The sequence below is a fragment of the Amycolatopsis sp. NPDC003731 genome (assembly GCF_053586895.1).
Genome location: NZ_JBSFNC010000038.1, coordinates 14,972 through 28,973, shown reverse-complemented (window position 1 = coordinate 28,973; position 14,002 = coordinate 14,972). Strand labels below are relative to the sequence as shown.

Sequence of the window (14,002 nt, the reverse complement as noted above, 5' to 3'; positions counted from 1 at the left end):
GCGTGGCCGGGTCACCGCACACCGACGTCGCCGCCTACGTGCTCGGCGTCCTCAGCGAGGCCGAGAACACCCAGTTCGAAGCCCACCTGATGAACTGCCCGCACTGCCAGCTCGACCTGATCGAGCTCTACCAGCTGCCGGACGTCCTCGACCTGGTGAAGCGCAGCTGGCCCGAGCCCCCGATGCCCGCGCCGAGCCCGCGCACCCTGTCGCCGGGCCCCCGGGTGCTGCGTGGCCTCATGGAAGAGGCCGCCGTCAAGCGCCGCCGCCGTCGCCGGATCGGCATCCTCGCCGGCGCCGCGGCCGCGGCGGCCGTGATCGCCGGCCCGCTGGTGACCCTCGCGGTCCGGCCGGCCGACGCCGTGCCGCCCGCTTCCCTCGCCGCTCCGAGCAACAAGCAGCCCCCGCCGGCGACGAGCGTCCCGGCGACGTCCACCGCCCCGCCCGGGGGCGCCGAGGGGCAGCCCGGCGGCGGCCAGACCTACGGCCGCGGCAGCGGCGGGTCCGCCGTCAGTGCCCTGGTCACCGTTTCGCCGGTGGAGTGGGGCAGCCGCGTCGAGCTGGAGCTGCGCGGCATCGTCGGGCCGGTGAAGTGCCAGCTGGTCGCCGTCCCGGCCACCGGGACCGAGCGCGTCGTCTCCAGCTGGTCGGTGCCGCCCAAGGGGTTCGGCATCCCCGGCTCGCCCGAACCGCTGCGGTTGCAGGGTTCGGTCTCCCTGGCGATGGACCAGATCAGCCGGTTCGAGGTGCGCGGCGAAGACGGCACCGTCCTCGTCGTCGTCCAGCGCTGAATTTCTTTCTTTCGGTGAAACCCCATGACCTGGGTAAATGCTGCCCGGTTGCGTTCTCGTAGATAACGAACAGATAACGGACCGGTCGCTTTTGAACCTCGTGCCGCCCAGGTCCGTATCCCCCAATGCATCCCCCGATGCATCCCGACAGCCGGAACCGCAAGCATCCCCACCCGGGTTCCGTGCGATCTCGAGCTCAATCAACGGTAGTTCTTGCCCGGGCTGCCGCGCTCACCGGCGCGCGCCCGGAAAAACGAACGAGGTGAACTAGTCTATGGCCCGGAATTCTCGGTCCCCCGTGACGGGCAAGCACCGCGTTGCCCGCCGAACCAAGATCGCGATGGGTGCGATCGGCTTGGCGATCGCCGTCGGCGCACTCGCCGTCGCGGTCAGCACGGGCCGCACGGGCGAAGCCAGCGCGGACCCGGCGGACCCGTCGTTCTTCATCGACATCACCAAGGTTCCCGCCGGCAGCAACGTGAACGCGGCCTTGAAGCAGAAGGGTGCCAAGGGTTCCTTCACCGTCGACTGTGGAACGAACGCGGACGGGTCGCACCACAACCCGGACAACTTCATCGCGCAGCCCGGGATCAAGAACGGCGCCCAGCACCTGCACGACTACGTCGGCAACGTGACGACGGACGCCGATTCGAGCCTCAAGAGCCTGCTCGCCGGCGACACCACCTGCAAGAACGGTGACCAGTCGGCGTACTTCTGGCCGGTCATCCGCGTCGACCGCGAAGACGAAGCGACCAACAAGGGCAAGAACGAGAAGGCCAAGCAACAGCAGCAGGGCAAGACGGGCGACGTCCAGCAGGACAAGAGCGGGCAGGACGCCAAGGACGCGCAGGACCAGAACCAGCGCGAGCGCCGCGGTCAGGGCGGCGGGCGGACCGGGCTGAGCGCCCAGCAGCAGGGTGACCAGAACGACGGTCAGCAGCAGCAGGACCGGCAGCAGCGTCGGCAGCAGAACAACCAGCAGCAGAACGACCAGCAGCAGGACCAGAACAACGACCAGCAGGACCGGAACGGCCAGCAGCAGCAGAACAAGAACCAGCAGAACAAGAACCAGCAGCAGAACCAGAACCAGCAGGACCAGAACAAGGACCAGGGGCAGCAGCAGGAGGAGCTCGGCGGTCCGCAGGGCGCGAACGAAGAGGTCGGCGACAACGACGGCGAGATCATCGAGCCGGAGTCCGCGACGCTGAAGTTCATCGGCGGGGGCGCGCAGAACGTCGTCGCGATGCCGCTCGGCCTGAAGATCCTCTACGGTGACGCCAAGCAGAGCACCAACGGCCCGAAGAACGCGCGGCCCAGCTGGACCTGCACCGGGTTCGAGGACCGGCTGACCGACAAGTACCCGATCTGCCCGCAGGGCAGCAAGGTCGAGCGGATCCACGCCTTCCCGAACTGCTGGGACGGCAAGAACACCGACAGCGCGGACCACCGCAGCCACATCGTGTTCGCCGACCAGCAGGGCAAGTGCCCGCAGGGCTTCAAGAACGTGCCCCAGCTGCAGGTGACCCTGGTGTACGACGTGCCGCAGGACGTCCAGCAGAACAAGCAGTACAAAGTGGACGCTTTCGCGCAGGAAGAGCACAACCCGCGGTCCGACCACGACGACTTCGCGAACGTGATGAGCAAGCAGATCATGGGCCGCCTGGTCAACTGCATCAACTCCGGCAAGGTCTGCGCCGAATAACACCCTTCTGGAGAGGGAAGGAGAACTTCCGATGAACCGTGCTCGCCCGGCTGTTGCCGCACCGATCGCCGTCGCCGGACTCGCGCTGGTCGCGGCCTGCGGGACCAACCCGTACGCCACGTCCGGAGCCGTCCAGCCGGTGGTGCTCGGGGCGCAGCAGCAGCCGGCGAGCACGGTCCCGGCCGGCGCCGCGGCCCAGCTGATTTCGTCCACTGTGGACGGGCTGGGTACGGTACTGGCCGATGCCGAAGGGCACACGCTCTACCGGTACGCGAAGGACTCGGCCGGCCCGCCCCGGGCGACGTGCGCCGGCCCGTGCGCGACGACGTGGCCGCCGCTGATCTCCGACACGCCGGCGGTGGCCACCGGGATCGACGCCGAGCTGGTCGGCCAGGTCACCCGGCCGGACGGCCGCAAGCAGGTGACGGTCGACGGCTGGCCGGTCTACCGGTTCGCGAAGGACACCGGCCCGGGCATCGCGCTCGGCCGCCGGGTCAGCGCGGACTGGGCCCCGATCACCCCGGCGGGCCGCAAAGCCGACCCGGCGACCCTCGAGACGGGTGAGGTCGACGGCCTCGGCCGGGTCCTCACGGACGCGGACGGCCGGACGTTGTACCTGTTCACCAAGGACGGCAAGGATTCCGGAAAGTCCACTTGCGACGCGGCCTGCGTCGCGAAGTGGCCGCCGGTCGTGGTGGACGGCCCCATCACGGTCGCGGGCGGTATCGACTCCGGTTTGGTCGGCCGAATCCGCCGAGAGGACGGCACCACGCAGCTGACGGTAGGAGGCTGGCCGGCGTACACGCACGCATCGGACGACGGGCCGGGAGCGGCAACCGGCCACGGCGCGGGCGGCACGTGGTACGCATTGGAGCCCAACGGCTGCCGCGCCGACCCGGCGCGCAGGCCGGCGGTGCAGCAGGCGGTCGCAACATCACCCAGCGGGTACTGACCCGCTCCCCGATCCCCGGCCCGGTGGACGCTTTCCCTCCACCTCACCCCCCCCCGGTTCGCCGGGCCGGTTGCACCACCCCGAAAACCGCGGGACCCCGTCCCGCACCCCGAACCCCGGTCCGGTGGACACTTCCCTCCACCTCACCCCCCCCCAGTCCACCGGGCCGGTTGTTCCACCCCGAGAAACCGCGGGAGCTCCCTCCCGCACCCCGAGCCCCGGTCCGGTGGACGCTTCCCTCCACCTCACCCCCCATGTCCGCCGGGCCGGGATACCTCACCACCGATCCGGCCAGCCGGATCAGCGAAGGAGGAGAAGGCGGGAGTCGCTCCCGCCCGCGAGTTCCGGCCCGGTGGACGCTTCCCTCCACCTCACCCCCCGTCCACCGCGCCGGAACCCTTCCCACCCCGACCACGCGAGATCCCCCTCCAGCCACGCGTGATGCCTCCTCAATCACGCGAGATACCCCTCCAATCACGCGCGACGCCTTCCCGATCACGCGAGATCCGCCTCCAGCCACGCAAGATCCGTCCCCAGTCACGCGACTTCGGTTGCCGAGCACGTGGCTTCCGTCCCGAACCACGCAGTACCCGCCCGAAGCTCCGGCCGGTGGCCGCCCCTCGGTCACCGAGCCGGCCCAGGCCAGGCCGGCCCGGCCTGGGGAGCCCAACTCAATCCGGCCGAGCCTCACTAGCGGAGCCTTGGCCCGGCTCGCGGAGTCGACTCAACCCGGCCAGGCCAGACCCGGCCCGGCGAGCCCAACTCAATCCGGCCGAGCCCCGCCAGCGGAGTCCAACCGGCCCGACCCCGGCCAGACCCGGCCCGGCCCGGGGAGCCCAACTCCATCCAGTCCGGCCCAGCCCGCGGAGTCCAACCGGCCCGGCCCGCGACCGGCGGCCCCAAGAACCCCGGCCCCGGGGGATGCTTCCCTCCACCTCACCCCCCTCATCCCCCGGACCGGTGAACGCTGCGGTCCCCGTGCTCCGGCACGGGGACCGCGGCCCAGAAGTCCAGCGGTACCCGCCCCACGCCCCGGCCCGCCGCGTCGAGCAAGCGGCCCATCAGCTTGACACTCCGCAGCGTCACCGCCCGGTCCGTGATCTCCAGCCACGGCAGCTTCGCCGCCAGCCGGGCCTCCGCCGCCACGACGTCGTGCGACGAAGGCAGCCACAGCACCAGCATCAGGTTCGCCGCCCCCGTCAGGGCCGCGCACATGCGGACCTCCGGCACCATCGCCAGCGAACAGGCCGTCGTCTCCAGCTTGTCCGGCGGCACCCTCAGCCACAGCGTCACCGTGACCGGCGCCGGCGACACCGATCGCGCGATCTCGCACCTCACCCGGATCGCGCCGCGGCCGAGCAAGCCGTCCAGACGTCGGCGCACCGTCGTCGCCCCGACGCCCAGCACGCCCGCCAGCGCCGCCGCCGAGGCTCGAGGGTCCGCTCCCAGCGCCAAGATCAGCGCCCGGTCCGCCGCGTCGAACCGCAGCGGGGCGCGCTGGCGGGCCGGCTTCGGCGACAACGCTTCCCGCTGACCCGGGGAGATCGCCCGGACGCGCCAGCGGCTGCCCTCGGTGAACATGCGTGAGGACAACGTCGTCCTCAGCCGCGTCACGCCGGGGACGGCCAACGTCGCCACGTGCGCCCCCAGCTCGCGCAACGACGGCGTCACCACGTGAACGAGCAGGTCGCACGGCCCCGCCACGTGCTCCACCGTGGCCACGTGGACGTCCGAGGCCAGCGCTTCCGCGACGGCCGGCGCCGCGCCGGGCTCGCAGTCGATCGCCACGAAAGCCAGCACCAGCTGCGAAATCAGCTCCCCGCCGGCGTACGCGGTGAGCCAGGCGTCCCCGCGCTCCACCAGCGCGTCCCAGCGGCGGGCCACGGTCACCGCGCCCAGTCCCAGCGCGTCCCCGAGCGTCGACCACGACGCCCGCGGCGCGGCCTGGAGCGCGTCGGCCAGTTTGAGGTCCTGCTCGGCCAGCATGGCGGATTCTTCGCTCATCAGCCCTCGAAACGGTGGTTTCGGCCATTTTCCCCGGCCATTGTGCTCGACTCTCGCATGATCGGCGGATGACCCTGCGCTCCGATGCCGCCGCCATGCTCGACGACCTGCAGGTCCTGCGCCGCGAGCTGCACCGCGTCCCCGAGATCGGCCTCCACCTCCCGCGCACCCAGGAACGGGTCCTCGCCGCCCTCGACGGGCTGCCGCTCGAAATCACGCTCGGCAAGAACCTGTCGTCGATCACCGCGGTCCTGCGCGGGGGCCACCCGGGCGGCACCGTCCTCCTGCGCGGCGACATGGACGCGCTCCCGGTCACCGAAGCCAGCGGCGAGGAGTTCAGCTCGACCCTCGACGGCGCCATGCACGCCTGCGGTCACGACCTCCACACCGCCGGCCTGGTCGGCGCGGCCCGCCTGCTCGCCGCCCGCAAGGACGACCTCCCCGGCGACGTCGTCTTCATGTTCCAGCCCGGCGAAGAGGGCTGGGACGGCGCCGGCCACATGATCGACGAAGGTGTCCTGACGGCGTCCGGCAAGCACGTCGACGCCGCGTACGGCCTGCACGTCTCGGCCGCCAGCTACGCCAAGGGCCACTTCGTCGCCCGCCCCGGGACGCTGATGGCGGCGTCGGGCGCGCTCGAAGTCCGCGTGAAGGGCGACGGCGGCCACGGCTCGTCCCCGCACGACGCCCGCGACCCGATCCCGGCCGCCTGCGAGATGGTGACCGCCCTGCAGACGATGGTCACCCGCACCTTCGACGTCTTCGACCCGGTCGTCATCACCGTCGGCTCGTTCCACGCCGGCACCCGGCGCAACATCATCCCGGACGACGCCGTGTTCGAGGCGACGCTCCGGTCGTTCTCCCCGGAGGTCGCCGCGAAGGTGGGGGAGCGCGCGGTGCAGGTCTGCCGCGGCATCGCCCAGGCGCACGGCCTCGACGTCGACGTCACCTACGAACCGGAGTACCCCGCGACGGTCAACGACGCCGCCGCCTACGCGTTCGTCGCCGACACGATCCGCGACGTCTTCGGCGAGGAGCGCTTCACCGAGATGGCCGATCCGATCACCGGTTCGGAGGACTTCTCCCGTGTCCTGGAACGGGTTCCGGGTGCGTACCTCTTCCTCGGCGCCTGCCCCACGGACCCCGTGACCGCCCCGGACAACCATTCGCCGCGCGCCCGGTTCGACGATCAGGTGCTCGGCGACGGCGCCGCGCTGCTGGCCGAACTCGCCGTCCGCCGCCTCGGGCTCCTGGCGGGGTGACGCGGGTGCGCAGCTACCATCGGCCCCGCGGGATTGTCCACAGTGGATCGAAAGTCCGCGTCCGCGGCGGCCGCCCGCAGGTCCGGATCGACCACGGCACGGTTGTGGTCGCGAGTACTCTTGCCCTCGTGGAGGCGGCGTGACGCGCACGGTGTTCACCGGCGGCTCGGTCTTCGACGGCACCGGCGCGGACCCGGCCCCGGCTGACGTCGTCGTCGAGCACGGCCGGATCGTCGACGTCGGGACCGACCTCGACGGCGACGAAGGTGTCGACTGCACCGGCACGGTGCTGCTGCCCGGGCTCTTCGACTGCCACGTGCACGTCACGATCTCCGACATCGGGCTGCTGTCGCGGGTGCAGAAGCCGTTCTCCTACCAGTTCTACGAAGCCGCGCGGAACCTGTGGGCGACGCTGGGCCTGGGCATCACGACGGTCCGCGACGCGGCGGGCGCGGACCTCGGCATCAAGCAGGCGGTGGACGACGGCCTGATCCCGGGCCCGCGGCTGCAGATCTCCATCGGCCTGATCAGCCCGACCGGCGGCCACGGCGACGCGTGGCACCCGTCGGGGTTGTGCGTCCCGCTGATGGTCCCGCACCCGGGCCGTCCGGACACGACGGTCGACGGGCCCGACGAGATGCGCCGGGTGGCCCGGACGCTGCTGCGCGCGGGCGCCGACGTGCTCAAGGTGTGCACGACCGGCGGAGTGCTGTCCCCGCGCGACGACCCGCGGCACGCCCAGTTCACCCCGGAGGAACTGGACGTCCTGGTGACGGAGGCGGCGATGCAGGGCCGCCCGGTGATGGCCCACGCCCAGGGCGCGGCGGGCATCAAGAACGCGGTCCGCGCGGGCGCGCGCTCGATCGAGCACGGCATCTACCTGGACGACGAAGCGATCGAGCTGATGCTGGGGCACGGAACCTGGCTGGTCCCGACGCTGATCGCCCCGGTCAACGTGGTCCGCGCGGCCGACGCGGGCGTCGACCTCCCGCCGGCGGTGGTGGCGAAGGCGCGCGAAGTGGTGGAGGCCCACCGCGATTCGGTCCGCCGCGCGTATGCGGCGGGCGTCCGGATCGCGATGGGAACGGACAGCGGAGTGGGCCCGCACGGGACGAACCTCGAGGAACTGGCCCTGATGGCGGCGTGCGGCATGACGCCGGGGGACGTCCTGGAGGCAACGACCTCCTCGGCGGCGCGGCTGATGGGCCTGGACGGGGAACTGGGCCGGCTGGAGCCGGGCCTGCGGGCGGACGTGGTGGTGGTGGAGGGGAACCCGTACGACTTCCCGGCGCTGGCGTCGAACATCCGGGAGGTCTGGAAGGACGGCATCCGAGTCGTCTGACGCCGTGTCGTCCTTCCAAACACGCGTGTCGTCCGTCCAGGCACGCGTGTCGTCCATTCGGGCACGCGTGTCGTCCATTCGGGCACGCGTGCCGCCCGTCAGGCCTCCGGGTTCAGCAGGTCCTTCAACGCCGCCGCGAACTTCACCGGGTTTCGCTGCGGGGCCAGGTGGGAGCCCGGTGTCTCGACGAACGGCAACCCCAGCTCCAGAGCCAGGATCTTCGCCGGCTGGTAGTGGTACCGGCCCCGGCTGCCCTCTCCCGCCACCGGGAAGATCTCCGTGGTCGCCTTCCGCAGGGCCCTCAGGTCCGGCAGGTAGTCGAAGAACTCCGTCAGCTCGCGGTCGAACAACCGGATCCAGTCGGCTTCGTGCGGCAGGCGGAGGTTGGGCAGATTCGGCAGCGCCGCGCCCGCGATGGCGTCCGCGAACCGGGTCACCGCCGCCATCAGTTCGCCCGCGCGGGCCAGGCGGACCTGCTCGGCCGCCGCTTCGAGCCAGCCTCCGGCGTCCGGCATCAGGTGGACCGCCGGGGGTTCGTGCGCGACCAGCGTTGTCACGCGGTCCGGGTGGCGGGCGACCAGGTCGAGGCCGATCAGGGCGCCCGCGCTCGAACCGAACACCTGGGCCGCGCCGTCGGCCGCGTGGTCCAGGACCGCCAAAGCGTCGTCCGCCTGCAGGGAAACCGGGACCGGGCCCGTGGTCGTGTCCGTGCTGCCGAAGTGGCCTCGGCGGTCGTAGGTGATCACGGTGTAGTCCGCGTACAGCTGCTTCGCCAGCGCGCGGTAGGCGTCGCCCGATCCGGTGCCGCCCGCGATCAGCAGCAGTGCCGGGCCCTCGCCGCCGCGGCGGACGAGGAGCTCGCCGTCCTCCACCGGGCAACGGCTTTCCGAGATCATGCCTCGAAGTGAAGCACAAGCCGTTCACCCGACGGCGTGGTGGTCGGGGGCCTAGACGAGTAATGCGTAACTCGGTCAGTGGTCGTAGGCGGTCAGGGACCGGGTGATGGGTTGGCCGGTGGCGCGGTTGTGCCAGATGGCGGCGGTGAGAGCCAGGAGTCGTTGGGCGACGCGGACGCCGACCCCTTCGATGGTGCGCCCACCGTGTTGTTCCAGGTCGAGTTGGCCTTTGAGGGTGTCATTGGCCGACTCGATGAGCTGGCGGATGGACTTGAGCAGCGGCTCACCGGGATGGGGCCGGCGGTTGCGGTAGGACGGCCGGATCAGCCGGACCCCGCGCTCGGCCAGGAAGCGGTCCAGTTCGGCGGAGACGTAGCCCTTATCGGCGATGATCAACAGGCCGGGACGGTCGTCGAGCAGGTGGGGTTCGTGATCGCAGATCGCCATGAGCACCTGCCGCTCGTCGACCTTGGGATCGGCCAGCGCCCAAGCGACCGGAAGCCCGGCCGGGGTGCAGACCAGATGCAGCCGCAGGCCCCAGAACCAACGCGAGTGTGACCGGCAGAAGCCGTACTTGGCCCACCCGGCCAGCTCCGAACGCTTGACCGTCGGCCGGGACCGGCCACACTCGACCGGGGTCGAGTCAACGATCCAGGTGGCGTCGGTCCACAAGTCCGTGTCCGCCGCCAGCCACCGCATCACGTGCTTGACCAGCGGCAACGCGGCACGCAGGCGGCGATTGTAGCCGGACTGGCCAGGCAGGAACCGGAACGCGCCAGGCATCCGGGCCGGCAGGAACCGCAGCCAGCGGGCCTCGGAAGTGAACCCCAGCAACGCCTGAGCCACGGCCAGAGTCACCAGCTCCGCGTCGGTCAGCTTCGGCGGTCTGCCCATCCGTCGCCTGCCTGCGAGGTGGTCGTCGATCTTCACGTAGAGTGCGGTGAGAAGGGTGTTCAGGTCTGTCGTCACAAACGGATCTTGAACACCCTTCGTCCGTCTCCGGTCACCACCCAGACTTACGCATTACTCGTCTAGAGCCGTTCGATGATCGACGCCGTGGCCAGTGCGCCGCCCGCGCACATCGTCACCAGCGCCGTCGAGGCGTCCCGGCGCTCCAGCTCGTGCAACGCCGTCGTCAGCAGCCGGGCACCCGTGCTGCCCACCGGGTGGCCCAGGGCGATCGCGCCGCCGTTGACGTTCACGCGGGACGGGTCCGGGGAAACCACCTGCTGCCACGACAACGCGACCGACGCGAACGCCTCGTTGACCTCGAACAGGTCCACGTCACCCACCGTCATCCCGGCCCGGGCGAGCACGCGTTCCGTCGCGCGGATCGGGCCGTCCAGGTGGTAGTACGGCTCGGCGCCGACCAACGCCTGGGCGACGATCCGGGCCCGCGGACGCAGGCCCAGCGCCGCCGCGCGGTCCGCGTCCAGCAGGAGCAGGGCCGCCGCGCCGTCGGAGATCTGGGAGGACGTTCCCGCCGTGTGGACGCCGTCCTCGACCACCGGCTTGAGGCGGGCCAGGCCTTCGACCGTCGTCTCCCGCAGGCCCTGGTCGCGCGTGACGAGGTGGGTCTCGCCGGTCGGTGCGCCGTCAGCCGAGAGGACCGGGGCCTTCACCGGCACCACCTCGCGGTCGAAGTGGCCCGCCGCCCACGCGGCCGCCGCCTTCTGCTGGGACGCCGCCCCGAACCGGTCGACGTCCTCGCGCGTCAGCCCGCGGCGGACCGCGATCCGCTCGGCCGCGCCGTACTGGTTGGGCAGGTCGATCGACCACGACGACGGCCGTGGTGAGGCACCGGCGCGGTTCGTGCCCAGCGGCACGCGGCTCATCGCCTCGACTCCGCACGCGACACCGGCGTCGATGGCGTCCGCCGCGATCAGGCCCGCGATGAGGTGGGTCGCCTGCTGCGCCGAGCCGCACTGGGCGTCGATCGTCGTCGCGCCCGCCGTCTCCGGCAGGCCCGCGTGCAGCCACGCTGTGCGCGTGACGTTGTTCGACTGCTCGCCGGCCTGCGTGACGCAGCCGCCGATGAGCTGCTCGACGAGCGCCGGGTCGATCCCGGCGCGGTCCAGCAGGGCGAGCTGCGCGGCACCCAGCAGCTCGGCCGCGTGCAGGCCGGCCAGCAGCCCGTTCCGCTTGCCGATCGGGGTCCGCACGGCTTCGACGATGACCGGCACGCCCATGTCGTCCCTTTCGTCGGGAAACACTGTTCACTAACGCAGAAACTAGAACAAGTTATCGTTTTGTGCAAGTCTGCGCAGGCGTGGCCGCTTCTTGATCTTGCCGGAGTGAGCGCGCGCTCACCTGCTATCCCCGGTTGAGTAAACGGGTTTCACTCACGGTCTTCCGTTGGTTAACGCCGTATGCTTCAATCCAACCTAGAACGTGTTCCAAGCCGAACCGTGGGAGGCAACGTGGCCGCTCCGCTCATCCCCGCCGGGTTCGACTTCACCGATCCGGATCTCTTGGCGGAGCGACTCCCCGTCGCCGAGTTCGCCGAGCTCCGGCGCACCGCCCCGGTGTGGTGGAACCCCCAGAAGCACAACACCGCCGGCTACCGCGACGACGGGTACTGGGTCGTCTCGCGCCACGCGGACGTCAAGGAGGTCTCGCGCGACAGCACGCTGTACTCGTCGCGGGAGAAGACCGCCATCATCCGCTTCGACGAGAACATGACCGAGGACAACCTCGAGGCGAACCGCCTGGTGCTGCTCAACCAGGACGCCCCGCAGCACACGAAGCTGCGGCGGATCGTGTCGAAGGGCTTCACCCCGCGGTCCATCTCGAAGCTCGAGGACACCTTGCGCGAGCGCGCCGAGCGGATCGTGCACGAGGCGCGGAAGAAGGGGTCGGGCGACTTCGTCACCGACGTCGCGTGCGAGCTGCCGCTGCAGGCGATCGCCGAGCTGATCGGCATCCCGCAGGAAGACCGGCTCAAGATCTTCGACTGGTCGAACCAGATGGTCGCCTACGACGACCCCGAGTACGAGGTCGCGCCGCTGGAGGCGTCCGCCCAGCTCGTCGGGTACGCCTGGAACATGGCCGAGGAGCGGCGCAAGTGCCCGATGGACGACATCGCCACCAAGCTCATCCAGGCCGACGTCGACGGTGAATCGCTCGGCTCCGACGAGTTCGGGTTCTTCGTCATCCTGCTCGCCGTCGCCGGCAACGAGACGACGCGCAACGCCATCACCCACGGCATGAAGGCGTTCCTGGACCACCGGGACCAGTGGGAGCTGTTCAAGGAGCAGCGGCCGAAGACCGCGCCCGACGAGATCGTCCGCTGGGCCACCCCGATCGTCGCCTTCCAGCGCACCGCCACCCGCGACACCGAGCTCGGCGGCGCGCGGATCCGCAAGGGCGACCGGGTCGGGATGTTCTACAGCTCGGCCAACTTCGACCACGAGGTCTTCGACGACCCGGAGAAGTTCGACGTCCTCCGCGAGGACAACCCGCACGTCGGTTTCGGCGGCACGGGGTCGCACTACTGCATCGGCGCGAACCTGGCCCGGCTGGAGATCGACCTGATCTTCAACGCCATCGCCGACGTGATGCCGGACATCGCCGAGGCGGCACCCCCGGTGCGGCTGCGGTCGAGCTGGATCAACGGCATCAAGCACTACCCGGTGAAGTACGCCTGAGGAACCCGTCGACGCGGTCCCAGGTGAGCTCCGCCGCGGCCGCGTCGTACTCGGGACCGCCGGCGTCGGTGTAGAAGTGACCGATGCCCGGGTAGGTGTACACCCGGGCATCGGCACCCACCGAGGCCGCCGTTTCGCGCCAGGCCGCGACCTGCGCCGGAGGGGCGATCGGGTCGGGGTCGGCGACGTGGACCTGCACCGGCAGGCCGGGCCGGATCCCGGCGGGCACCGCCCCCACGGCGTGCAGCATCAGGACGCCGGTGGTGCCGAGCCGGTGCGGCAGCACGGTCTCGACCACGCCCGCCCCCATCGACACGCCCACGAGCACGGTCTCCGGCGGCAGCTCCCGCACGGCATCGCGGGCACGTCCGGTGATCGTCTCCCAGCCGACCTCGTCCTTCACCGCGAAGCCCTCTTCGAGGGTCGAGGCCGTCCGCCCGGCGAAGAGGTCGGGCGTGGTGACCCGATGGCCCGCCGCCCGCAGCCGGTCGGCGAAGCCCAGCTCGACGGGTCGCAGGCCGAGCACTGAGTGGAACACCACGATGTCGCTCACCCGGCGATTCTGCCAGGGGATGCCATGATGGGACGATGGCCCCGCGAGCGACGGTGGACGTCGAGTTCGCCATCCGCGTCACCGAACCCGGGCCCGCGGCGATCTCGGTCTCCGCGGCGCACGCCGACACCGAAGAGCTCACCGTGTCCTGGCACGGGGAGAGCCGACCCGTCGAGTTCGAGCACGGCACCCGGGCCGAGGTCTTCGACCTGCCCGCCGGCGAGCACCGCGTCACCTACCACGCCGAACGCGTGCTGAACGAGCCCGAACCCGAGCCCGTCACGCTCGCCGACGTCGCCGTGTTCACCCGGCCGAGCCGGTACTGCCCGTCCGACCGCGTCGCCGGGCTCGTGCCGCCGGAACTCGGCAAGCTCGAAAACCCACGCCGGCAAGTCGAAGCCGTCGTCCGGCACGTCCACGAACGACTGTCCTATGTGGTCGGTGCCGGCCGGCCCACCGACGACGCCGTCGACACCCTGCTGGCCGGCGAGGGTGTCTGCCGCGACTTCGCGCACGTCTGCATCACCCTGTGCCGGTTCCTCGACATCCCCGCGCGGTACGTCGGCGTCTACGCGCCCGGGCTCGCGCCGATGGACTTCCACGCCGTCTTCGAAGCCGCCGTCGACGGGCACTGGTACGTCTTCGACGCCACCCGGCTGGCGCCGCGGCAGACCATGCTGCGGATCTCCACCGGCCGCGACGCCGCCGACACCGCCTTCCTCGCCACGCTCGGCGGCGAACTCGACTTCCTCGGCAGCACCGTCTTCGCCACGACCGACGCCGCGTTGCCGGTCGACGACGGGTCCGGGCTGGTCGTTCTGGGCTGAACCGCGTGTTGCCTGCGCAAAGACGG

The 14,002-nt window shown here is 71.1% G+C and carries 12 protein-coding genes; 7 read left to right on the top strand and 5 right to left on the bottom strand.

All coding sequences use genetic code 11. The features are described from left to right. Positions 1 to 2: 2 nt before the first annotated feature. The 3 genes from ACWDN5_RS18280 to ACWDN5_RS18270 all read left to right on the top strand — a co-directional run bounded on the left by ACWDN5_RS18280 (position 3) and on the right by ACWDN5_RS18270 (position 3,445). On the top strand, positions 3 to 791 hold the full coding sequence (locus ACWDN5_RS18280; RefSeq protein ID WP_310974829.1) for a zf-HC2 domain-containing protein: 789 nt from the start codon (positions 3 to 5) through the stop codon (positions 789 to 791). Between the two features lie 274 nt (positions 792 to 1,065). Beyond that, the gene (locus ACWDN5_RS18275) at positions 1,066 to 2,493 is read left to right on the top strand and encodes a DUF1996 domain-containing protein (RefSeq protein WP_449677141.1); all 1,428 of its coding nucleotides are present in this window, start codon (positions 1,066 to 1,068) and stop codon (positions 2,491 to 2,493) included. A gap of 31 nt (positions 2,494 to 2,524) precedes the next feature. Beyond that, the gene (locus ACWDN5_RS18270) at positions 2,525 to 3,445 is read left to right on the top strand and encodes a hypothetical protein (RefSeq protein WP_449677140.1); all 921 of its coding nucleotides are present in this window, start codon (positions 2,525 to 2,527) and stop codon (positions 3,443 to 3,445) included. 945 nt (positions 3,446 to 4,390) lie between these two features. Here the strand turns inward: ACWDN5_RS18270 and ACWDN5_RS18265 are convergent. Beyond that, positions 4,391 to 5,449, bottom strand: coding sequence for an Lrp/AsnC family transcriptional regulator (locus tag ACWDN5_RS18265; protein WP_449677139.1), 1,059 nt, complete (start codon positions 5,447 to 5,449; stop codon positions 4,391 to 4,393). Positions 5,450 to 5,517: 68 nt separating this feature from the next. Between ACWDN5_RS18265 and ACWDN5_RS18260 the strand changes: the two genes are divergently transcribed. Then, a complete protein-coding gene (locus ACWDN5_RS18260; protein WP_449677138.1) occupies positions 5,518 to 6,711 on the top strand; it encodes a M20 metallopeptidase family protein in 1,194 nt (397 codons plus the stop codon). Between the two features lie 139 nt (positions 6,712 to 6,850). Then, on the top strand, positions 6,851 to 8,053 hold the full coding sequence (locus ACWDN5_RS18255; protein ID WP_449677137.1) for an amidohydrolase family protein: 1,203 nt from the start codon (positions 6,851 to 6,853) through the stop codon (positions 8,051 to 8,053). Positions 8,054 to 8,151: 98 nt separating this feature from the next. Here the strand turns inward: ACWDN5_RS18255 and ACWDN5_RS18250 are convergent, their stop codons facing one another. From ACWDN5_RS18250 to ACWDN5_RS18240, 3 genes are all read right to left on the bottom strand, one after another. After that, positions 8,152 to 8,949: an alpha/beta fold hydrolase gene (locus ACWDN5_RS18250; RefSeq protein WP_449677136.1), complete on the bottom strand. Its 798-nt coding sequence runs from the start codon at positions 8,947 to 8,949 to the stop codon at positions 8,152 to 8,154. 75 nt (positions 8,950 to 9,024) lie between these two features. Continuing rightward, positions 9,025 to 9,918: an IS982 family transposase gene (locus tag ACWDN5_RS18245; protein ID WP_449677135.1), complete on the bottom strand. Its 894-nt coding sequence runs from the start codon at positions 9,916 to 9,918 to the stop codon at positions 9,025 to 9,027. A 62-nt stretch (positions 9,919 to 9,980) separates the two neighbouring features. Continuing rightward, positions 9,981 to 11,138, bottom strand: a complete 1,158-nt coding sequence (locus ACWDN5_RS18240) for a steroid 3-ketoacyl-CoA thiolase (protein ID WP_310974836.1) — start codon at positions 11,136 to 11,138, stop codon at positions 9,981 to 9,983. A gap of 231 nt (positions 11,139 to 11,369) precedes the next feature. Here ACWDN5_RS18240 and ACWDN5_RS18235 point away from each other — a divergent pair, with 231 nt between their 5' ends. Next, positions 11,370 to 12,596, top strand: coding sequence for a cytochrome P450 (locus ACWDN5_RS18235; protein ID WP_310974837.1), 1,227 nt, complete (start codon positions 11,370 to 11,372; stop codon positions 12,594 to 12,596). Here the strand turns inward: ACWDN5_RS18235 and ACWDN5_RS18230 are convergent. Continuing rightward, positions 12,568 to 13,149 carry a dienelactone hydrolase family protein gene (locus ACWDN5_RS18230; RefSeq protein WP_449677134.1) on the bottom strand — a complete coding sequence of 194 codons (582 nt, stop codon included), beginning with the start codon at positions 13,147 to 13,149 and terminating at the stop codon, positions 12,568 to 12,570. The two genes, ACWDN5_RS18235 and ACWDN5_RS18230, sit on opposite strands and share 29 nt — an antisense overlap. A gap of 35 nt (positions 13,150 to 13,184) precedes the next feature. Between ACWDN5_RS18230 and ACWDN5_RS18225 the strand changes: the two genes are divergently transcribed. Next, positions 13,185 to 13,976: a transglutaminase-like domain-containing protein gene (locus tag ACWDN5_RS18225; protein ID WP_310974839.1), complete on the top strand. Its 792-nt coding sequence runs from the start codon at positions 13,185 to 13,187 to the stop codon at positions 13,974 to 13,976. The last annotated feature ends 26 nt before the right edge of the window (positions 13,977 to 14,002 follow it).